19 protein-coding genes are annotated in these 18,618 nt (G+C 69.9%); 7 read left to right on the plus strand and 12 right to left on the minus strand.

The annotated features are described in order from the left end of the window. Nucleotides 1-21: 21 nt before the first annotated feature. The 3 genes from H976_RS0111615 to H976_RS0111625 all read left to right on the plus strand — a co-directional run bounded on the left by H976_RS0111615 (nucleotide 22) and on the right by H976_RS0111625 (nucleotide 3,668). Nucleotides 22-900 (plus strand): DUF1295 domain-containing protein, encoded by an 879-nt coding sequence (locus H976_RS0111615; protein ID WP_027861688.1) that lies wholly within the window; start codon nucleotides 22-24, stop codon nucleotides 898-900. Then, nucleotides 897-2,024, plus strand: coding sequence for an FAD-dependent oxidoreductase (locus H976_RS0111620; RefSeq protein WP_027861689.1), 1,128 nt, complete (start codon nucleotides 897-899; stop codon nucleotides 2,022-2,024). Before H976_RS0111615 ends, H976_RS0111620 begins: the two co-directional genes overlap by 4 nt. 249 nt (nucleotides 2,025-2,273) lie before the next feature. Continuing rightward, on the plus strand, nucleotides 2,274-3,668 hold the full coding sequence (locus H976_RS0111625) for a response regulator (protein WP_027861690.1): 1,395 nt from the start codon (nucleotides 2,274-2,276) through the stop codon (nucleotides 3,666-3,668). Nucleotides 3,669-3,966: 298 nt separating this feature from the next. Here H976_RS0111625 and H976_RS25870 read toward each other — a convergent pair whose 3' ends face one another. Beyond that, nucleotides 3,967-4,500, minus strand: a complete 534-nt coding sequence (locus tag H976_RS25870; protein ID WP_081682855.1) for a globin domain-containing protein — start codon at nucleotides 4,498-4,500, stop codon at nucleotides 3,967-3,969. Nucleotides 4,501-4,847: 347 nt separating this feature from the next. Here H976_RS25870 and H976_RS0111640 point away from each other — a divergent pair, with 347 nt between their 5' ends. Beyond that, nucleotides 4,848-5,780 (plus strand): NAD(P)-dependent oxidoreductase, encoded by a 933-nt coding sequence (locus H976_RS0111640; protein ID WP_027861691.1) that lies wholly within the window; start codon nucleotides 4,848-4,850, stop codon nucleotides 5,778-5,780. A gap of 12 nt (nucleotides 5,781-5,792) precedes the next feature. Here the strand turns inward: H976_RS0111640 and H976_RS0111645 are convergent, their stop codons facing one another. From H976_RS0111645 to H976_RS25885, 9 genes are all read right to left on the minus strand, one after another. Beyond that, nucleotides 5,793-6,080, minus strand: coding sequence for a transcriptional regulator (locus tag H976_RS0111645; protein ID WP_027861692.1), 288 nt, complete (start codon nucleotides 6,078-6,080; stop codon nucleotides 5,793-5,795). Further along, nucleotides 6,080-6,640: a hypothetical protein gene (locus H976_RS0111650; RefSeq protein WP_036225959.1), complete on the minus strand. Its 561-nt coding sequence runs from the start codon at nucleotides 6,638-6,640 to the stop codon at nucleotides 6,080-6,082. The genes H976_RS0111645 and H976_RS0111650 overlap by 1 nt, the downstream gene beginning before the upstream one ends. Before the next feature lie 57 nt (nucleotides 6,641-6,697). After that, entirely contained in the window at nucleotides 6,698-7,462 is a 765-nt protein-coding gene (locus tag H976_RS28770; protein ID WP_051276714.1) for a hypothetical protein, read from the minus strand. Further along, entirely contained in the window at nucleotides 7,459-7,878 is a 420-nt protein-coding gene (locus H976_RS25880; protein ID WP_036225961.1) for an ester cyclase, read from the minus strand. Before H976_RS25880 ends, H976_RS28770 begins: the two co-directional genes overlap by 4 nt. After that, nucleotides 7,875-8,303, minus strand: a complete 429-nt coding sequence (locus H976_RS0111665) for a VOC family protein (protein WP_027861694.1) — start codon at nucleotides 8,301-8,303, stop codon at nucleotides 7,875-7,877. The genes H976_RS25880 and H976_RS0111665 overlap by 4 nt, the downstream gene beginning before the upstream one ends. Continuing rightward, nucleotides 8,300-8,929, minus strand: coding sequence for a dihydrofolate reductase family protein (locus H976_RS0111670; protein ID WP_027861695.1), 630 nt, complete (start codon nucleotides 8,927-8,929; stop codon nucleotides 8,300-8,302). Before H976_RS0111670 ends, H976_RS0111665 begins: the two co-directional genes overlap by 4 nt. A gap of 83 nt (nucleotides 8,930-9,012) precedes the next feature. After that, nucleotides 9,013-10,746: an alpha-glucosidase gene (locus H976_RS0111675; protein WP_027861696.1), complete on the minus strand. Its 1,734-nt coding sequence runs from the start codon at nucleotides 10,744-10,746 to the stop codon at nucleotides 9,013-9,015. Further along, the gene (ppsA, locus tag H976_RS0111680; RefSeq protein WP_027861697.1) at nucleotides 10,743-13,112 is read right to left on the minus strand and encodes a phosphoenolpyruvate synthase; all 2,370 of its coding nucleotides are present in this window, start codon (nucleotides 13,110-13,112) and stop codon (nucleotides 10,743-10,745) included. Before ppsA ends, H976_RS0111675 begins: the two co-directional genes overlap by 4 nt. Then, the gene (locus H976_RS25885; protein ID WP_051276715.1) at nucleotides 13,109-13,996 is read right to left on the minus strand and encodes a pyruvate, water dikinase regulatory protein; all 888 of its coding nucleotides are present in this window, start codon (nucleotides 13,994-13,996) and stop codon (nucleotides 13,109-13,111) included. Before H976_RS25885 ends, ppsA begins: the two co-directional genes overlap by 4 nt. A gap of 168 nt (nucleotides 13,997-14,164) precedes the next feature. Between H976_RS25885 and aqpZ the strand changes: the two genes are divergently transcribed. Then, the gene (gene aqpZ / locus H976_RS25890) at nucleotides 14,165-14,884 is read left to right on the plus strand and encodes an aquaporin Z (protein WP_051276716.1); all 720 of its coding nucleotides are present in this window, start codon (nucleotides 14,165-14,167) and stop codon (nucleotides 14,882-14,884) included. Nucleotides 14,885-14,887: 3 nt separating this feature from the next. Here aqpZ and H976_RS0111695 read toward each other — a convergent pair whose 3' ends face one another. Then, a complete protein-coding gene (locus H976_RS0111695; RefSeq protein WP_155918186.1) occupies nucleotides 14,888-17,491 on the minus strand; it encodes a LuxR C-terminal-related transcriptional regulator in 2,604 nt (867 codons plus the stop codon). A 79-nt stretch (nucleotides 17,492-17,570) separates the two neighbouring features. Then, a complete protein-coding gene (locus H976_RS0111700; RefSeq protein WP_027861699.1) occupies nucleotides 17,571-17,801 on the minus strand; it encodes a hypothetical protein in 231 nt (76 codons plus the stop codon). A gap of 129 nt (nucleotides 17,802-17,930) precedes the next feature. On the opposite strand from H976_RS0111700, the gene H976_RS0111705 reads away from it, so the two are divergent. Together H976_RS0111705 and H976_RS0111710 are read left to right on the plus strand one after the other, a co-directional pair. Next, on the plus strand, nucleotides 17,931-18,314 hold the full coding sequence (locus H976_RS0111705; protein WP_051276742.1) for a phage holin family protein: 384 nt from the start codon (nucleotides 17,931-17,933) through the stop codon (nucleotides 18,312-18,314). Between the two features lie 102 nt (nucleotides 18,315-18,416). Continuing rightward, nucleotides 18,417-18,614, plus strand: a complete 198-nt coding sequence (locus tag H976_RS0111710) for a hypothetical protein (protein ID WP_027861701.1) — start codon at nucleotides 18,417-18,419, stop codon at nucleotides 18,612-18,614. Nucleotides 18,615-18,618 lie beyond the last annotated feature (4 nt).

Below are 18,618 nucleotides of genomic sequence, written 5' to 3' on the forward strand. Positions count from 1 at the left end.
CGTTTCGACTACGGTCTGCTCATGACCAAGAGCGCCTCGCTGCTGCGCGTGGGTCTCGCCTACCTCGTGGCGGTCGCGGTGGGTGCTGCCTGGCTGTGGCGGGGTCCGGACACCTCGCACCTCTGGCTGGACGGGCTGATCGCCGACAGCCTCGCGACCCTGGAGATCTTCGGGTTCAGCCGGGCGCACCACAACTCCAGCTTCTACGACGCGTGGTGGAGCGTGCTGCCACCCCTGCTGGCCGTCTACTGGTGGGCGGCCGGACCACTCGGGTCCGACGACCTCCGGTGCTGGCTGGTCGTCGGGGTGATCCTGGTCTGGGCGGTGCGGTTGACCGGCAACTGGGTCTACGCCTTCCCCGGGTTTCCGCACGAGGACTGGCGCTACCCGTTGCTGCGGGAGGGCAAGGGCGCCCTGGAGCCGCTCGTCGACCTCTTCGGGATCCACCTGGTGCCGACCTGGCAGGTGTTCCTCGGCCTGACTCCGGTCTACCTGGCGGTCACCCATCCTGACCGGGACGTCGGGTGGATCGACGCCACGGCCGTGGTGATCGGGCTCGGCGCGGCAGTCCTCGAGCTGGTGGCCGACACCCAGATGTACCGCTTCGCCCGCACCAAGCAGCCCGGGCAGTGCACGGACCAGGGACTGTGGAGCTGGTCGCGGCACCCCAACTACTTCGGCGAGATCAGCTTCTGGTTCGCCCTCGGCCTCTTCGGTCTCGCGGCATCGCCCTCGGACTGGTGGTGGGTCTTCCTCGGCACCATCGCGATGGCCGCGCTCTTCCTGGGCGCGAGCATCCCGATGATGGAGAAGCGCAGCCTCAAGCGGCGTCCGGCGTACCAGGACGTCATCGAGCGGGTGCCTCGGCTCGTCCCGCGTCCCCCGCGGACCAGGCGGTGACCCGACCGCGGGTGGTGGTGGCGGGGCTCGGCGACACCGGCCTGCTCACGGCGCGGCACCTCTCCCGGCACGTCGACGTCGTCGGCATCTCGACCAAGGCCGCCCTGGTGAGCGGGCAGGAGCTGGGCATGCGCCTGGCGCGGCCCGACGAGTGGGCCCGCGAGTACCTCATCGGGTTCGACCGCTACCGCAAGCTGGACGGCGTACGCACGGTCCAGGGCACGCTCGACGGGCTCTCGCTCGCCGACCGCGTGGTCAGCGTCCGGCTCCCGGACGGCACCAGCCAGACCGAGCCGTACGACGTGCTGGTCATCGCCACCGGTGTGACCAACGGGTTCTGGCGCCGGCCGGACCTCCAGTCCCCGCGAGAGGTCGCCACGGCTCTTCGAGCGGCACACGAACAATTGGCCGCCGCCGGTTCGATCAACGTCATCGGCGGTGGGGCCGCTGCGGTCAATGCCGCGGCCAACCTCGCCCTCGCCTGGCCCGAGACCCGGGTCGCCCTCTACTACCCGGGCGATCGGGCGCTCCCGCAGCACCACCCGCGGGCGTGGGGCACGGTCAGCGGGATCCTCACGCGGCGTGGGGTCTCGCTGCACCCGGGACATCGCGCCACGGTCCCACCGGGTTTCGAACTCGACCACATCACCACCGGACCGGTCGCATTCAGCACCGGGCAGCCCGACGCCGACGCCGACGCGACCCTGTGGGCGATCGGCCGCGTCCGGCCCAACACCGGCTGGATGCCCGAGTCGCTGCTCGACGAGGCGGGCTTCGTCCAGGTCACACCGGACCTGGCCGTAGCCGGCGCATCCGGGGTGTTCGCCATCGGCGACGTCGCGGCCACGGACCCGCTCCGCGGCTCCGCCCGCAACCGGGCCGACCGACTGCTCGCCGACAACGTCCGCCGCCACCTGTCCGGACAGCCGCTACGCACCTACCGCCCCCGCCGCAGACGCTGGGGCTCGGTCCTCGGGTTCCAGCCCGACGGGCTCCGCGTGTTCACCCCGTCCGGGCGTTCCTTCCGGTTCCCGGCCTGGTCGATCCAGACGGTCCTGCAGCCGTGGATCGTGCGGCGAGGCATCTACGGCGGCATCCGCCCGGATGACGGCGGCGCTCGTTGAGTCGCCGTCTAGGACCCTGATTCAGTTGTTTTGGGGAGTCCCGAAAAGCACGTTTTGGTACTACAGTCAGGTCGGCGTGCCGGCCGCATTGCCTGTCTCGGGGAAGGGAGCCTCGAGATGCCGTGCAGATCCTGCCCAGGGCGCCAGTTGCACGGTCGCTGCGCCCTGTCGAGACTGTTGACGCCGCGGTGCCAACAGGGCTCAGTCGCGAGGCCACGACCAGAGCCGGCATCCGAGGCGTGAGCAGTCGTGTCGCTCACCGAACGGCTCCAGACGACGTTGCGCGTGGTCATCATCGACGACTCTGCAGACCTGCGCGAGGTGCTGCGGATGACACTCGAACGCGCCGGCACCTTCGCCGTCGTCGGCGAAGCCGGGAACGGGCGCGAAGGAGCTGACCTCGTCGCCGCTCAACGTCCAGATGTGGCCCTGTTGGACATCATGATGCCCGACATGGACGGGCTCGAAGCGCTGTCGCAGATCCGCTCCAGGTGCCCGGAGACCGTGATCGTGATGCTCTCGAGCCTGGGGTCCGCGCAGATGACTCTGCGTGCGCTCACCGCCGGCGCCGACGGCTATGTGCAGAAAGGTCGGCCGCTGTCCGAGCTCCTCGCCCAGATGCAGCTGCTCGTGGCCAAGCGGATGGGAGAGGGAGCCGCGCACCTGGCGCCAAGTGTTCCTGGCCAGGTCGAACCGCACAGCTACAACTACCTGGACCAGGCACCATTCGGTCTGGTCCACGTCAGGGGTAGCAGCGTCGTTCTCGCCAACCGGGAGGCCACCCGCATGATCGGAGACTTCATCGCCTCAGGCGCGGCGCTCGCCGACGTCTCACCCGCGCTCGCGGCCCACCTCGCCGCCCACCCTGACCTCGAGGGGTCAGCCACGCTGACGATGGGTGACCCCCCACGCCAGGTGCAGGTCAAGGTGCGACGCAGCGGCAACGACCGGCTGGTCTACCTCCACGCAGACGCCGGCAGCGGAGCCGAACTGCTGCGCCGGGCCATCGCCACCACCGCCCACGAGCTGCGCGGACCGATCGGAGTGCTGATGGCTGCCATCGAGACGGTGACCGCGCAAGAGGAGCCGCTCGCCCAGACTGACCGCACACACTTGATGGAAGTCATGGGTCGTCAAGTGCGCCTGCTCGAGCACATCACCGCAGACCTGCTCACCGCCGCCCAGGCACAGCACGGAACGGTGACCCCCGACGTGCGCGAAGTCGACGCAGTCGACCTGGTCGGCGCCCTCGTCCCTGCCGATGTCGAGCTCCAGGTGTCGGAGGACCGCATCCCGGCGATGGTGGTTGACCCACTGCACGTCCAGCAGATGCTGGGCAACCTGTTGAGCAACGCCGCCAAGTACGGTGCACCACCCTTGCTGGTGCGGCTCAGCGCCTCCGGTGTGCACGTGCGCATCGACGTCGAGGACAACGGACCCGGTGTGCCACCAGATTTCCGTCCCAGGCTGTTCGAGGAGTACGCGCGCGCTCCCGGGACGAGCGCGCGCGGTACCGGCCTTGGGCTGTTCGTCGTGCGTGCACTGGCAGCCGCTGGAGGTGGAAGCGTCGCCTACACCCCACGGGAGCCGAACGGATCGGTGTTCACGCTGCTGTTGCCCGCCGCCTTCGACACCGGTCGGTGACACAGCCGCCGGCACCGATGGTGGGTCGGAGCGTCAACGTCGAGATCTCCGCAGGCATCGAGAGCGACTGGCGATCGTGGACTTCCGTTGCTGCCCGATAACGGCAGACGCAGCGACGCCGCCCAGGTCCCTCCCCCGTGCAGGACCCAGGCGGCCTCTTCACGCGCAAGATAACAGGGCGCCCGATCGGGGACCGGCGGGCTGTCTAGGGCACCGTCAGCTGCCCTCGACGGTCGATGTAGCCCGGGGTAACGTGCTGGACCCCCATCCGTCGCTGTCATAACGCGGAAGCGCCGACTCAGGCGCGCGGCGAGGTGCCGGCGGCCCGCATGAGCTCGGCGATGTCCTCGAGGGTGTTGCGCCAACCGTGCTCGAGCGCGGGAGTCCACTGCGTGCCTGCGCCCTCCGCCATCGCGGTGAGCATGCAGTCCACGAAGGCGGTGTACATCGACTCGGACACGCCCAGCTTCGCGTGCCGAGCGCCCAGCGAACCCAGCGTGGTCACCAACCAGTCTGGGTCGTCGAGGTGGTCGAGCACCTCGACCATGGCTCGTCGCAACGTGACAGCCTGCGGCCCGATGTCCGCGTGGAACATCGAACGCACGCCGGGGTGACGCTCGAACAACAGCTCATAGAAACGACGGGTCAAGTCATCCCCCCGGGCGGTCTCGACCGCGGCGTCGCTCGTGGCGTCGCTCGTGGCATCGGGCCAAGACCCGGACCCCGACCCGTCCTCGTCCTCGAGGCGGTTCTCGCCGAGGTAGCGGAACACCGAGCGGGATCGGTCCAGGACGTAGCTGTGCCAGGCCAGCTCCGTGGAGCGTGCTCCCATGCCAAAGTTCATCACGACCGCATCGGGCAGATCATCGCCGTCGATGTCGAGCCGGACGGTCGCACCGTCAAGAGGACCGGCTGCGAGACGCGCAGTCCACGTCGGACCTTGGGCCATGGGAAACCGTATCCTCGCTCGGCACCCCGCGTACACATCATCTGTCCCGGGTCGGTGGCAGCGCTGCTGCAAGACGAACGGTGTGGCCGGGATGTCTGCCGGCCGGGTTGACCGCCTGAACCCGCAGGCATGTCCGGTGAACCGACACGTCCGGCTGGGGGCGGGATGACGCGGCCTGGTCGGTCCGGTAGGCACCGGCTCCCCTTCTGCCTCGCCCGTATCGTGGGGCCATGCGCGTGGTGGTGATCGGGGGTACTGGTCACATCGGCACCTACCTGGTTCCGGGTCTGGTCAGGGCGGGGCACGACGTCGCGGTGATCAGTCGAGGGCCCCGTCGCGCGTACCGGGGCGACCCGGCGTGGGGCGAGGTCGAGCTGGTGACCTGTGACCGACCGGTCGCGGAGCGGGACGGCACGTTTGGTTCGCTGGTGGCCGGGCTGCGGCCCGATGCAGTGGTGGACCTGATGTGCTTCACCCCGGCCCAGGCCCAGCAGCTGGTCGAGGCGCTGGACGGGCAGCACGTCGTGCACACCGGCAGCGTGTGGTCCTACGGACCCAGCACCCTGGTCCCGACCACCGAGGACGCACCCAAGCACCCCTACGGCGAGTACGGCGTCAACAAGCTCGCGATCGAGCGGTACCTGATGGGCCAGGACCGAGTCCGCGCCACGGTGGTGCACCCCGGACACATCAGCGGCCCGGGCTGGATGCCGATCGGACCAGCCGGCAACCTCGACCCCGCCGTGATCGACGCGCTGCGCGCAGACGGCTCGTGCCTGCTCCCCGACCGCGGCGGCGAGACCATCCACCACGTGCACGCCGACGACGTCGCGGGTCTGCACCACGCCTGCCTCGAGCAGCCCGACACAGCGGCCGGCGAGAGCTTCAACAGCGTGTGCAGCCAGGCACTGACCCTCCGCGGGTACGCCGAGCTCGTCGCCCGGCACTTCGGTCACGAGCCGAAGCTGGAGCTCGTGCCGTGGGCGGAGTTCGCGGCCCGGGTGGACCCCCACGAGGCCGCCACGACGATCGACCACATCGGGCGGGCTCCGCTCTTCCCGATGGACAAGGCCCGCGACCTGCTCGGCTTCGTCCCCCGGCACAGCGTCACCGACACCGTCCTGGAGTCCATCGACGCCTGGGTCACGACGAACCGGACGTGAACCGACGCTGCGTCAGTCGACCACGTCGATCAGCTGGCGCAGTGCCGCGACGTGCTCGCGCAGGGCCTTCCGACCGGTGCTGGTCAGGGCGATCCATGTCGTACGTCGCCCCGCCTGGACACCTTTGCGGCTGCGCACGTAGCCGGCGTCGGCCAGCGCCGAGATGTGCTTGGACAGCACCGAGTCACTGACCTCGAGAGCCGCCCTCAGCGTGGCGAACTCCGCTTCGGAGACCGCAGACAGCGTCGTGACCACCTGGAGCCTGGCCGGGGCGTGGATCAGCGGGTCGAGCTCGGGCATCAGCCGGCTACCACCAGAGCAACGAGTCCCACGCAGGCAAGCACGGCGAGTGCGGCGAGCACCTGCGGCGAAGCGCCACCTGCGTGGGCGGCGGGGTCGCGCCGGTAGGCATGCCACCACCGGAGGGTGGCGAACGCATAGCCGACCCCACCGATCACGGCTGCCGCAGCAACGAGCCACGAGTGCGACTCGAAGGCTGCCCAGGTCGCCACCCCGAGCGCGCCCACGTAGGCCGATGTCGCGATGGTCCCGGTCCCCAGGAGGATCTGGCTCCCCAGACCATCGACCCTGACGCCGTTCATCCGCCGGAACTGGTGCAGCGTGATCGCGGCTGTCCCGAGGAAGACCGCCACTCCGGCCAGCGCCACCGCGAGCCCGGCGACCGTCTGAGCGGCGATCCCGTAGGCGGCGGTGCCCACCTGGATCGTGACCGCCGCCGCCAGCGCCGGGAGCAGACTGGTCGGCAGCCGCAGGCCGGCGGCCAGCCGCTGACGCGCCTGGTCCGCCACGGCGAGCTCGGAGCGGGCCTCGTCGGAGTTCTGCAACGGGTTACTTTCCATGATGGAAAGTATGGTCGCTACTTTCCACATTGGCAAGTAGCGGTAGGTCCCCAGGGTCTACGGGGTCGGGGGGCTGGCCCGGAGAAGCCGGCCGTGGCCGGGAACCTCCCGCGCCGCCCCTGTCGCGGCGAGAATTCCCCACGCCAGTGCCTGATTGGCCTCGACAACGAGTCGACCCGTGCGCCGCTCCAGCTCCTCGACCGCTCCTGCGACACGGAACCCGTTGCCAGCGAGGAAGACGGCCTCGGTCCTGTCCTCGACGTGCCGCTCGACCCAGTCGATCACGACCTGCGGTCCCACGCGGGCCGGATCGTCGGGGAGACCTGCCGCCTTGGTCACCACGACGTCGAACCCCTGGTCGCGGAAGTACGCCGCGCCGAGCTCGTCGAACTCATCGTCGAACCAGGGCGGGTGCACCAGCTGAACCCGCACGACTCCATGAGTTCGCAGCGCTGACGCAGCGGCCGCGCAGCTGACGACGGCAGGGACCGCGAACCGCAGTGAGAGGCGTTCGACGAGGACAGCCTCCTCGCGCTGGCCGATGACATAGCCGGTGGTGGTCGACGCGTGCACGACAGCGGCGAGCTTCCCGCCCGCGAAGGTCGCCGCAGCGCGTTCGAGCGCGGTGCTCTCGGTCGAGGCACGCAGCTCGGTGTGACCGGACGGGCCCCTCCGGTACGGGGCCTGCGGCGCTTCCGGTGGCGACCCTGTCCGGGACACGATCGTGGCGATGCGTCCGCCAGTCACGGCGGGCAGCTCGACCTCAGGTCCCGCCGCCACGTGCGGCGTGATGACGCCGACGGTCAGCCGATCCCCGGTCACGACGGCCGGAGCTGCTCGAGCAGGCCCAGGTCGTCACGACAGGCCCAGTGCTCGACGAGCATCCCGTCGGCGACGCGCCAGATGTGGATGAAGGCCCAGGCTGCCGATCGACCGGCAGCCGGCACACCGGCGAGCAGCGGCATCGTGGATGCCCGATGGGTCCCGTGCAGCGTCACGTGCTGGACGACCAGGTCTCCGTCCCCGATGAGGTGGTGCTGCTCGAGCTCGGTCGGGCCGAGGTCGACCTCGATGGTCCGCAGGATCGCTCTCAGACCCTCGCGACCCTGGGGTCCGGCAGCGTGGTTGACCATGTCGGTGGCCACGAGGTCGTCCAGCACGGATTCATCGGCCTCCCTCTGGCGTCGGAACAGCTCCTCGACCACCTCTCGTGCGCCGCGCGCGTGGGACCCGGTCATCGGGTCTGTCCCGGATGCGTCAGGTCGGACCGCGTCATCCCGGCAGGGTGCCCGGCGGGCCACTGGACGAGCTCGATGCGGTATCCGTCCGGGTCGGTGACCCATGCGGTCCAGAAGTCTGCGGAGCCGTCGGGCGACGCGGGCCCTTCCGCCTCGACTCCGCGTGCGGCCAGCTGCGCCACCGTCGCGTGCATGTCGTCGACCTGGACGACGACGTGGCTCAGACCGCTTGGCTCGACCGTGCCGTGGGTGGGGTCGTGCACGAGCTCCAGGGCCACGAACTCGTCGCCGGGAAGCGCCAGCATCGTCAGACTGCCCAGGTCCGTCTCGGGCACGGTGCCGACGACGTCGTACCCGAGGTGCGCGTAGAACGCGAGTGAACGCTCGAGGTCCTCCACGCGCAGGCCGATGTGCAGCGTCCTCATCCCTGCCCCTCCGATGACTCCACCGCTGACTCCGTCACCGGGAAGACGAGGTGGGTGACGCGGTCCCCCTGGACGCACTCGATCGGGTCGCCCAGGGGCGCGTCGTCGGTCATCATCTCCCCGAAGAAGGGACGGCCCTGGCCCATGACCACAGGCACGAGGTCGACGGCCACAGCATCGAGGAGGCCGAGCTCGAGGCACTGCCGCGCGATCGTGCCGGCCGTCACGGCCACGGTGCGCTCGCCGGCGACCTCCTGTGCCTTCGCAACAGCAGCCTCCACACCGTCGGTGACGAAGTGGAACGGGGCGTCCGGGTGGGCCTCCACCCAGTCCGTCGGCACCTGATGCGTCACGACGACCACTGGCACTCCGATCGTGTGCATTCCGTCCCATCCGCCTGTGAAGTCGAACAAGGTGCGACCACACACCAGGGCACCCAGCCCGTCGACCCACGTGCGCCAGTGCTCGGCGCTCGGCGGGCTCATGTGCAAGGTGATGCGGTCGTCGACGGTGCGGACCTCGACCTCGCCGTTCTGCAGCCAGTCGAAGAGACGGCCGATCGTGTTGTCGTCCTTGGCGATGTAACCGTCCAGCGACATCGACGCATTGGCGATGACCTTGCCCATGATGTGCTCCTTCAACCGAGATCGGGTTCGGTGTACCGACCAGTGCGGCGGCCCGAAGTCATCGCACGGACACCATGTCCAGGTCAGGTCCGCCTGCGCAGCACCCGTGCGGCCCAGGGACCGAGTGGGGCGTCGGGAGCGATGCCGGAGCCCTCGTTGGTGAGCACCACCTCGGCACCGTCGGGGACCTCGATCCCCTCGTCCGCCGGCACCAACCCGTCCCGGTCCGAGAGGTTGGCCACCACCGTCAGTCGCACGTCGCCGAGCGTGCGGGTGAAGGCGTAGAGCTGCTCGTGGTCCGGCACCAGCATCGTGAAGTCGCCGTGCGCGACCGTCGGCTCGTCGTGCCGCAGCTCGATCAGGCGGCGGTAGTGGTGGAACACCGAGTCGGGGTCGTCGACCTGGGCGGCGGCGTTGATCTCGGAGTGGTTCGGGTTGACCGCCAGCCACGGCTCACCGGTCGTGAAGCCGGCGTGCGGTGAGGAGTCCCACTGCATCGGCGTACGCGCGTTGTCACGGCTCTTGCGGCGCAGCGCGGCGAGCACCTGCTCGGCCGGTTCACCTTGAGCCGTGGCCGCGCGGAAGTGGTTGACCGACTCGATGTCGCGGAAGTCCTCGACCGCGGCGAAAGGAGCGTTGGTCATGCCGAGCTCCTCGCCCTGATAGACGTACGGCGTCCCGCGATGCAGGTGCAGCACCGTGCCGAGGGCCTTGGCCGACCGGACCCGGTGGCGCGGATCGTCGCTGCCGAAGCGACTGACGGCCCGGGGCTGGTCGTGGTTGCTCCAGTAGAGACTGTTCCAGCCCACGTCGGCCAGCCCGTCCTGCCACTTCTGCATGGCGGCCTTGAGCCGCGGCAGGGGCAGGGGTACGACGTCCCACTTGCCGCCCGGACCGGAGTCGAGGTCGACGTGCTCGAACTGGAACACCATGTCGAGCTCGCCGCGGGCCGGGTCGGTGTAGAGCCGCGCCTCCTCGAGCGTGGCACCCGGCATCTCGCCGACGTTGAGCAGCGTGGACGGTCGACCGGCGAACACCTCGCGATGCATCTCCTGGAGGAACTCGTGGATCCGCGGCCCGTTGAGGATGTGCGGCGAGGGGTCGCCGAGCCCGTCGGCCGACGCCGGCGAGTCGATCAGTCCCGGTGAGCCCGGCACCATCCGCTTGGAGATGAAGTTGATGACGTCCATCCGGAAGCCGTCGACGCCTCGGTCGAGCCACCAGCGCATCATCGAGTAGACCGCCTGCCGCAGCCGCGGGTTCTCCCAGTTCAGCTCGGGCTGCTCAGCGGCGAAGATGTGCAGGTAGTACTCGCCGGTCTTCTCCTCCCACGTCCACGCGGGTCCGGAGAAGAACGACCGCCAGTTCGTCGGCTCGGCTCCTGGCTCGCCGCCGACGAAGCCCTCGCGGGGCGGTCGCCACCAGTAGAAGTCGCGCAGCTCACTGTCCTTCGAGGACCGGGCCTCGTCGAACCACCGATGCTGGTCGCTGGTGTGGTTCACCACCAGGTCCATCACCACCGCGATGCCACGGTCGTGCGCCGCGGCGATGAGCCGGTCCATCTGGTCGAGCGTCCCGAAGAGCGGCTCGACGTCCTGGTAGTCGCTGATGTCGTAACCGTTGTCGACGAGCGGCGAGCGATAGACCGGGCTCAGCCAGACGACGTCCGCACCGAGGCGCTCGAGGTGGTCGAGCCGGTCGATGATGCCGCCGAGGTCACCGATCCCGTCACCGTCGCTGTCGGCGAAGCTCTTCGGGTAGATCTGGTAGACGACCGCCGACTTCCACCAGTCCTGGTCGCGAGGAGCTCCCGTCACTGGGAGACCTTGGCCAGCCGCAGCCAGGTGTCCACGACGGTGTCGGGGTTCAGCGAGATCGACTCGATGCCGAGCCCGAGCAGCCACTCGGCCATGTCGGGGTGGTCGCTGGGTCCCTGGCCACAGATGCCGACGTACTTGCCCTTCTCGCGGCAGGCCTTGATCGCGCGCTCCAGCATGAACTTCACCGCGGGGTCGCGCTCGTCGAAGGACGCCGCCACGAGCGAGGAGTCGCGGTCGAGGCCGAGGGTCAGCTGGGTCATGTCGTTGGACCCGATCGAGAAGCCGTCGAAGTGCTCCAGGAACTCCTCGGCGAGTACGGCGTTGGAGGGCACCTCGCACATCATCACGACCTGGAGGTCGTTCTCGCCACGGACCAGCCCGTGCTTGCCGAGCAGGTCGATCACGCCCTTGCCCTCGGCCACCGTGCGCACGAACGGGATCATGATCTTGACGTTGGTCAGGCCCATCTCGTCGCGCACGTACTTCAGCGCCTCGGCTTCCATCGCGAAGCAGTCGGCGAACTCGGCGGAGAGATACCGCGAGGCGCCGCGGTAGCCGATCATCGGGTTCTCCTCGTCGGGCTCGAACAGCTCGCCGCCGACCAAGTTGGCGTACTCGTTGGACTTGAAGTCGCTCATCCGCACGATCACCGGGTGGGGCGCGAACGCAGCCGCGATGGTCGAGACACCCTCGGCCACCCGCTGCACGAAGAACTCCCTAGGCCCGGCGTACGCCGCGATGGACTCCTCGATCTGTGACTTCAACGGCTGCTCGAGGTCGTCGAGACCGAGCAGTGCCTTGGGGTGGATCCCGATCTGCCGGTTGATGATGAACTCCAGCCGGGCCAGGCCGACGCCGGCGTTGGGCAGCATGGCGAACGAGAACGCCTGCTCCGGCGTACCGACGTTCATCATGATCTTGGTGCCGATCTCCGGCATCTCCTCGAGCTCGGTCTCCTCGACGGTGAACTCCAGCTTTCCGTCGTAGATGTAGCCGGTGTCGCCCTCGGCGCACGAGACGGTGACCTCACGACCGTCCTCCAGCGTCCGGGTCGCGTCGCCGGTCCCGACCACTGCGGGGATGCCGAGCTCGCGGGCGATGATCGCTGCGTGGCAGGTGCGGCCGCCACGGTTGGTGACGATCGCCGAGGCGCGCTTCATGATCGGCTCCCAGTCGGGGTCGGTCATGTCCGCGACGAGCACCTCCCCCTCGACGAAGTCATGCATCTCGTCGATCGACCTCATCATCCGCACGCCGCCGGCGCCGATCTTCTGGCCGATCGCCCGTCCCTCGACGACGACCTCGCCCTGCTCCTCCATGCGGAAGCGCTGCTTGACGCCGACCCGGGACATCACCGTCTCGGGTCGTGCCTGCAGGACATAGAGCTCACCGTCGAGGCCGTCCTTGCCCCACTCGATGTCCATCGGCCGGCCGTAGTGCTCCTCGATGGTGAGCGCGTGGCGGGCGAGCTCCTCGACCTCGTCGTCGGTGAGGCTGAGCAGCCGGCGCTCGGCCTCGTCGGTGTCGACGAACTCGGTCGTCTTCCCGACCGCCGGGTCATCGGTGTAGATCATCTTGGTGGCCTTGGTGCCGACGCCGCGCTTGAGCACCGCCGGCCGGCCGGCGCGCAGCGCGGGCTTGTAGACGTAGAACTCGTCGGGGTTGACGGCGCCCTGCACCACCGCCTCGCCCAGGCCGTACGACGACGTCACGAACACCGCGTCCTTGAAGCCCGACTCGGTGTCCATCGTGAAGATCACGCCGGAGGCACCGATGTCGGAGCGGACCATCTGCTGCACGCCGGCCGACAGGGCGACGGCGTCGTGGTCGAAGTCGTGGTGCACGCGGTAGGCGATCGCCCGGTCGTTGTAGAGCGAGGCGAACACCTCCCGGATCGCCTGCAGCACCCCCTCGATGCCCGTGATGTTGAGGAAGGTCTCCTGCTGCCCGGCGAACGACGCGTCCGGGAGGTCCTCGGCCGTCGCGCTCGAACGTACGGCGAAGGACACGTCGTCGCGCCCGTCCACCAAGGTCTCGTAGGCCGCCCGGATGTCGGCCTCGAGGTCGTCGGGGAACTCCTGGTTGACCACCGACTGCCGGATCGCCTTGCCGACCTCGGCCAGCTGGCGGGTGTCGTCGGTGTCGAGGCCCTTCAGCTTCTCCGAGATCTCCTCGGCCAGGCCGGTGTCACCGATGAAGCGACGGAAGGCGTCGGCCGTCGTGGCGAAGCCGTCGGGCACGCGGACCCCGAGGGACGAGAGGTTGCTGACCATCTCCCCGAGCGAGGAGTTCTTGCCGCCCACCTCCTCGAGGTCGGCGAGTCCGAGCTCGGCGAACGGCCGCACGTTGACGGGCTTGCTCATGAGGTGCTCCTGCTCTTCGGGCTGGATGTGTCCTGGCTCCTGGGGCCCTTCAGGCTCTGCAGGATGATCGTCGAGATCTCCTCGACCGACTTGGTGGAGGAGTCGACGACCGGCAGGTGGTGGGTCTTGAAGATCTGCTCGGTGCGGCGCAGCTCGAAGGTGCACTGCTCGAGCGAGGCGTAGCGCGAGCTGGGCCGTCGCTCCTGGCGTACGGCGGAGAGCCGCTGGGGCGTGGTCATCAACCCGAAGCACCGATCAGCCAGCTGCCGGACCGGGCGCGGCAGCTCGTGGGTGTCGAGGTCCTCCTCGACGATCGGGTAGTTGGCCACGAACAGGCCGTGCTGGAGCGCGAGGTACATCGCGGTCGGCGTCTTGCCGCAGCGCGACGGCGCCACCAGGATCACGTCGGCCTTCTCCAGGCCCCGCACGCTCTGGCCGTCGTCGTGCTCGATGGTGTACTCCACCGCCTGCATCCGGCTGTTGTAACGCTTGATGTCACCGACACCGTGCAGCCGGGCGGCGGCGTGCACGCCGTGTGTCTCCAGGATCGACTCGACCCGGTCCATGTGCAGGCCGAAGAAGTCGATGACGGGGCAGCGCGTCTTGACCAGCTCGAGGCGCACCTCGTCGCTGGCGGCGGTCGCGAAGACGAGCGGGGTGCGCGGACTGGTCTCCAGCACCGCGTCGAGACGCGCCACCACCTCGCGGGCCTCCTCGATCGAGGAGATGAACGGGATGAGGGTGCGCTCGAAGCGCACGTCCGGGAACTGGATCAGCAGGGCGTTGCCCATCGTCTCTGCGCTGATGCCGGTGCTGTCGGACAGGAAGAAGACCGGCACGACGTCGGGTGCACCCCCGGTCGCTGCTTGGCCGCTGTCGCTCACTCGACCTCCTCGCGGGCGGGTCACCGGCTCCGGGCACCGGCACCGTGGTCGGTCCATCATGCCCGCTCACCCAGAACGGGTGAATGGGTGTCGCGCCACGGCCTCGCATGCTGCCGGCAGCCGCGGTGACGGCTAGCGTTGTTCCACTCCCCAGCAGAGGTGGTGCCCATGTACTCCATGCGACAGCGACTGGCAGCCGAGCTGTTCGGCACGTTCTGGTTGGTCCTCGGAGGGTGCGGCACCGCCGTGCTGGCCGGGTCGATCGTCAAGAACGAAGGGGTGGCCCTGGCGTTCGGCTTGACCGTCGTCACCATGGCCTACGCCGTGGGCCACATCTCCGGTGGTCACTTCAACCCGGCCATCACCATCGGTCTCGCCGCCGGCAAGCGGTTCGACTGGCGCGAGGTCCCGGCGTACGTCGTGACCCAGGTCGTCGGCGCCATCGTCGCCGCAGGTGTGCTGCTCGTCATCGCCAACGGCACCGACGGCTTCGACATCGACAACGGTTTCGCCACCAACGGGTACGGCGACCACTCGCCGGGCGGCTACTCGCTGCTCGCGGTGATCGTGGCCGAGGTCGTGCTGACGGCGTTCTTCCTCTACGTCATCCTCGGCGTGACCGACACACCGGCCCCGAAGGGGTTCGCCCCGCTCGCCATCGGCCTGGCGCTGACCCTGATCCACCTGATCTCCATCCCGGTCAGCAACACCTCGGTCAACCCGGCGCGTTCGATCGGGCCGGCCGTCTTCGCCGGTGGCGACGCGCTCACCCAGCTGTGGGTGTTCCTGGTCGCACCGGTCGTCGGCGGGCTGATCGCCGGGGCGTCGTACGCCGGGCTGTTCGGGGGCGGCCTGGTCGCACCCCTGGAAGAAGCCACCGAGGGCTGAGGCTCAGAGCAGTCCGCGCACCCTGGCGGCGGTGACGGCGTCTCGCCGCGAGGAGACGCCGAGCTTGCGGTAGACGCTGCGCAGGTGCGTCTTCAAGGTGTTCACCGAGACGAACATCGAGTGGGCGATCTCCTCCACCGTGCGCAGGGTCGGCAGCTCGACCAGCACCTCGAGCTCGCGAGCCGTGAGCACCTCCGGGGAGGTGTCCGTGGGTCGCGGTGAGCCCGCGATCCGCTCGGCGAGCACCTCGTGGGTGCCCCAGCGGCCCCGCTCCTGCTGGAGCAGGGTCAGCATCTCCTCGCCGCCGAAGTCCACGATCGCCCGCGGGGCATCGAACTGGTCGGCCAGCTCGAGTGCCTGTCGCGCGGCCCGGGTCGCCCCGAAGGTGTCCTCCTCCAGCATCGCGAGCCGCGTCTCGAGCGAGGCCGCGATCAGCCGGCTCACCGGGGTCACGACCTGGACCTGCCCGCCGCTGACCTGCCGGACAGCGTCGAGGGCCTGGCGACGCCGACCCGTGGCACCGTCGACCATCGCATCGATCAGCCGGACCTCGCCGCACTCGCCCACGCTGCGGCGGACGGCCTCCGCGGTCTCCTGGACCCGGTCGACCCGGTGGAGCATCAGGCTGATCCTGGCGTCGACCAGCGCCGCGTGGACCACCAGGGCTGGAGTACGACGTGTCTCGGCGCCCGCCCACACGTCGTGCACCTCGCCCGCCGAGGTGAAGGCCCGGGGGTCGGCCTCGAAGGCGATCACCTGGTCGAGGAGCAGGACCGCGGCTGCCACGCCCGGGTCGGACGACCCGTCCAGCAGTGTCCGGGCCCGGGACGCGTGCCAGCGGGCGACGCCGTCCTCCATCCGGAGCCTGGCGCACCAGGCCCGCAGCAGGTGGGCGTTGGCGAGCCGCGGCGAGGCTCCCCAGCCGTGCTCGCGGGCGATGGCGAAGGCGCGGTCGAGGTAGGGGCCCACTCCGCGGTAGTCGGAGCAGGCTGCGCGGGCCAGGGCCAGCAGGCCCAAGGTGTCGACCAGGGCCGCGGGACGGCCCAGGCCCTCCGCGAGGTCGGCCGCTGCGTCCAGCACCAGGGTTGCCGCGGTCGAGTCGCCGGTGGCAAGCATGGCCCCGCCCCGCTCCACGGCCGCGTAGACCTGGACGTCCGGCGAGGTCGCCAGTGGCCCCTCCTGCTCGTCGAGCTCGACGGGGAGGCCCCGGCGTCGGCGCAGGTGCCGGTCGACCCCGCGCCAGGTCTCCTCGAGGTCGGAGTCGATCTCGGTCTCGCTTGACCCCGCCCGGGCGAGCGCCAGCTCCCCTCGCGCGTCGCTGGCCCGACCGAGGTCGGTGAGCGCGGCGGCGGCGACGACATGGGTCCACGGTCCCGACGGGGACGGCCGTCCGGACGACCCAGCCAGTGAGTCGAGCAGCAGGCTGGCCTCGCCCGCGTTGACCAGGCCCATGCCCACGGCGGCCACCACCCGCTCGACCACGGCGGTGTTCTCGCTGGCGCGGGCGTGACGGACCGCCTCCAGCGGGAGCCCCGCGTCCAGGAACCAGTCCGCGGCACGCGTGTGCAGCCGGTGCTCGCGCTGGCGGTCCGAACGCGCCAGCTCGGCCCGCAGGTAGGAGCGCAGCAGCGGGTGGAAGCGGTACCACGGCTGGCCGTCCGGCGTCGCGGGTGAGCGGGTGACCAGTCCCGAGGAGGCGACCAGGCCCTCGAGCACCCGGCCGGCGTCCGTCATACCGGACAGCTGCACGGCGAGGTCGAGCGGCAGCAGGTCGGGTACGCCGGCCACGAGCATCAACGACTGCACCCTCGGGTCCTGGCGTCGCAACAGCTCCCGGAAGAGGTACTCCGCCATCACGTAGTCGTCCTCGACCGGCGCCAGCGGCAGGTCGGCGTCGGTGCGCAGGGAGAGCAGCATCAACGAGACGAGGGCGGGCCACCCGTCCGTGCGCTCCCAGATGAGCTGTCGCTTCTCCTCGTCGAGCCCGGGGGCGAGCTGTCTAAGCTCGTCGATGGTGAAGGCCAGGTCTCGGACCCGCAGCCGGATGAGCTCACCGCGCAGGTGCAGGCCCTGGAGGGCGGTCAGCGGCGGGTCGGAGCGGCTGGTCAGCACCAGCTTCACCGAGGCGGGGAGCAGCCCCACGAACTGGTCGAGGTCAGCCAGGACCTTCGGGTCGACGAGCTCGTGGAGGTTCTCCAGGACGAGCACCAGCTGGCGGTCGGCGAGCGCCTCGGCCAGCTCGTTGAGGAAGGCCATGGCACCGGCACGGTGCGGCGCAGCCAGCCCAGCCCCTGCCAGCTCGGGACGGGCGGAGGTGACGGCCTGGAGCACCAGCGACCAGAAGCGGAAGGTGTGCGACTCGGTGGCGTCGAGCGAGCACCAGGCGACCTTGACGCGCGCAGGATCGAGGCCGCGCGCCCATACCGAGACTGCGGTCGTCTTGCCGAAGCCGGCGGGTGCGCACACGGCCAGGACGCAGGCCCCCTCGCCGGGTCCGACCAAGGTGTCCAGACGCTCACGGAGCCGCGCCCGGTCGATCAGATCCCCGGCGGCGATCGGGACCTGCAACTTGGCGCGCAGCTGCACCGACGTGCGGGTCGTTGCCACAAGTTTCCCTTCCCGCGCCCCACAGTACGACGAGCGGGGCCCTGTCCATCCCTGGGGACGACCCGGGCGAGGCGGTGGATCAGTCCGGCAACCGCCTCATCTCGAGCAGGGTGAGGCCGAACATCTGGAACCGGGCCAGCAGCCCGTGCAGGTGCGCGTCGTCGTACACCGCCCCGAACAGCGCGGTACCTCCCGCCGGCCCCTTGGCCGCGGTGAGCTCGGGGAACGCCGACAGCACGGTCTCGGACACGACCCCGTGCACCAGGAACTCGTAGCGGACCGTTGATCCCTGCTCTGCGCGTTCGGTCATGGCTGCTCCACCGGCACCTCGTGGGCTGTGCATTGCGCGGACCCCTCTCCGCACAGCCAGCATGAGCCAGCCCGACGGGTGCTTCCTCACCCGTCGCGGGTGACCCCCCGGGCTGCTGGGGGCAGCAACATGACGACCACGACGGGAGGAGACGGTGTGCTGGCACGACTGGTCACGCACTGGCTGGTGCTCGCGGTCGCACTCGCCGTGGTCGCCGGGCTGCTGGACAGCGTCGAGGTCTCGGGCGGCGTGTTCGGGCTGCTGGGTGCGTCCCTGCTCTTCGGTCTGGTGGACGCGATCCTGGGGCCGATCCTGCGGCTCCTGACCCTCCCCCTGACGTTGATCACGCTCGGCCTGTTCACCCTGGTCGTCAACGCGATCCTGCTGTTCGTGGCGGCCGGGCTCAGCGACAACCTCGACGTCGGAGGCTTCTTCCCGACCGTGCTGGCAGCGCTGGTCATCACCGTGGTCTCCACCCTGCTCGGCTGGGTGCTCGGCACCGGCCGGCGCTGAGGTCGGCCCCAGCGGCGCACAAGCGCACTGCAAGAGGGCTGCAAGAGGGGTGCTCCACGCTCAGGGGGACAGAGAAGATCCCCCCCGCACCAGGAGCACACCATGATCAACAACCCCGACACCCTGCAGTTCTGGATCAACGTCTTCCTCATCGTCGCTGCCGTCTCCGTGGCGTTCGCCTTCCTGGCGCTCGCGGTCGGCATCCGCGACCTGCGGCGACCGGTTGCGGCCCCCGCCGCCCCGGCCCCCAGCCCGTACCTCGACGAGGTGACGTCCGCTCCGACGCGGCACGCCGCCTGAGACG

Source organism: Marmoricola sp. URHB0036, from assembly GCF_000426045.1.
Classification (GTDB): Bacteria; Actinomycetota; Actinomycetes; order Propionibacteriales; family Nocardioidaceae; genus Marmoricola.